This window comes from Pseudoalteromonas sp. S4741, from assembly GCF_005886135.1.
Lineage (GTDB): Bacteria > Pseudomonadota > Gammaproteobacteria > Enterobacterales > Alteromonadaceae > Pseudoalteromonas > Pseudoalteromonas tetraodonis.
Window position 1 is genome coordinate 1 of the sequence record NZ_PNCN01000116.1, and the last position, 976, is coordinate 976.

Consider the following 976-nt stretch of genomic DNA (forward strand, 5'->3'; position numbering starts at 1 on the left):
CACCGCCAGTTTAGGAAATTGACCAAGACTAAAGGCGCATTCCCGAATGAAAATAGCTTGATGAAATTATTGTATGCAGGCATATTGAACGCCTCGAAGAAATGGACAATGCCAATCCACAATTGGAACCTGACATTGTCGCAATTAGCCATTCACTTCGAAGGTAGGTTAGATGGCGTGCTAGATATTTAGCAATTTAGGCTGACACAGAATTCTGAACGCCCTCAGTTAGTTGTCGCCTCAAGTTAAATTTTATGCCGCCCGCATTTCTTCTTTTTTCTCCGGATTTAAATTTACTTCATTTATCATTGACCAATCTCGTGACTTTCCTGACCAGCGACTTGGGTTATTCAATTTAGCAGCGTCGTTTACCTGCTGACGCTTGGCTAATATTTCTTTATCTAAACCTGAATGACGTTGGTTTGGCGTCACAAATTTTATACCACTGTGTAGATGCTCATTATTGTACCAATCAACGAACCCACTTACCCATTCTCTTGCTGCGCTTATATCTTCAAATGCCTTTTCTGGGTATTCTGGGCGATACTTTAACGTTTTAAATAGCGACTCAGAATACGGATTGTCATTACTTACTGATGGTCGACTAAATGATGGTACAATGCCTAACTCCTGTAATGTTGCCAACAATGTCGCGCCTTTCATTGGGCTACCATTATCTGAGTGCAACGTGACTTGCTCGCGCTTTATTTGCTCTCTACTGCAAATATCCTTCATTAAGTCTGCGGCTAATTCACTTAATTGTGTGTCGTAAACCTGCCAACCAACAACCTTTCGGCTAAAAATGTCCATCACTAAATATAAGTAGAAAAACTGCCCTTTTACGCTCGTTGGTAAATAGGTGATATCCCAAGTATATACTTCATTTGCACGCACGGCCTTGAATGCTCTTGGCTTTTTCATTGGCTTAGTTGGTTTCACTTTTTCTCGATGCGTTAATAAGTTATGTGCCTTCATA

General features: G+C 40.7%; 1 protein-coding gene and 1 pseudogene. One reads left to right on the forward strand and one right to left on the reverse strand.

The window, feature by feature from the left end; all coding sequences use genetic code 11:
- A pseudogene (locus CWC30_RS14870) lies at positions 1 to 192 on the forward strand (IS256 family transposase); the annotation flags it as partial.
- A gap of 60 nt (positions 193 to 252) precedes the next feature.
- On the opposite strand, the gene CWC30_RS14875 reads toward CWC30_RS14870, so the two are convergent.
- Positions 253 to 976, reverse strand: a 724-nt coding sequence (locus tag CWC30_RS14875) for an IS3 family transposase (RefSeq protein WP_138627484.1), incomplete at its 5' end; no start/stop codon positions are given.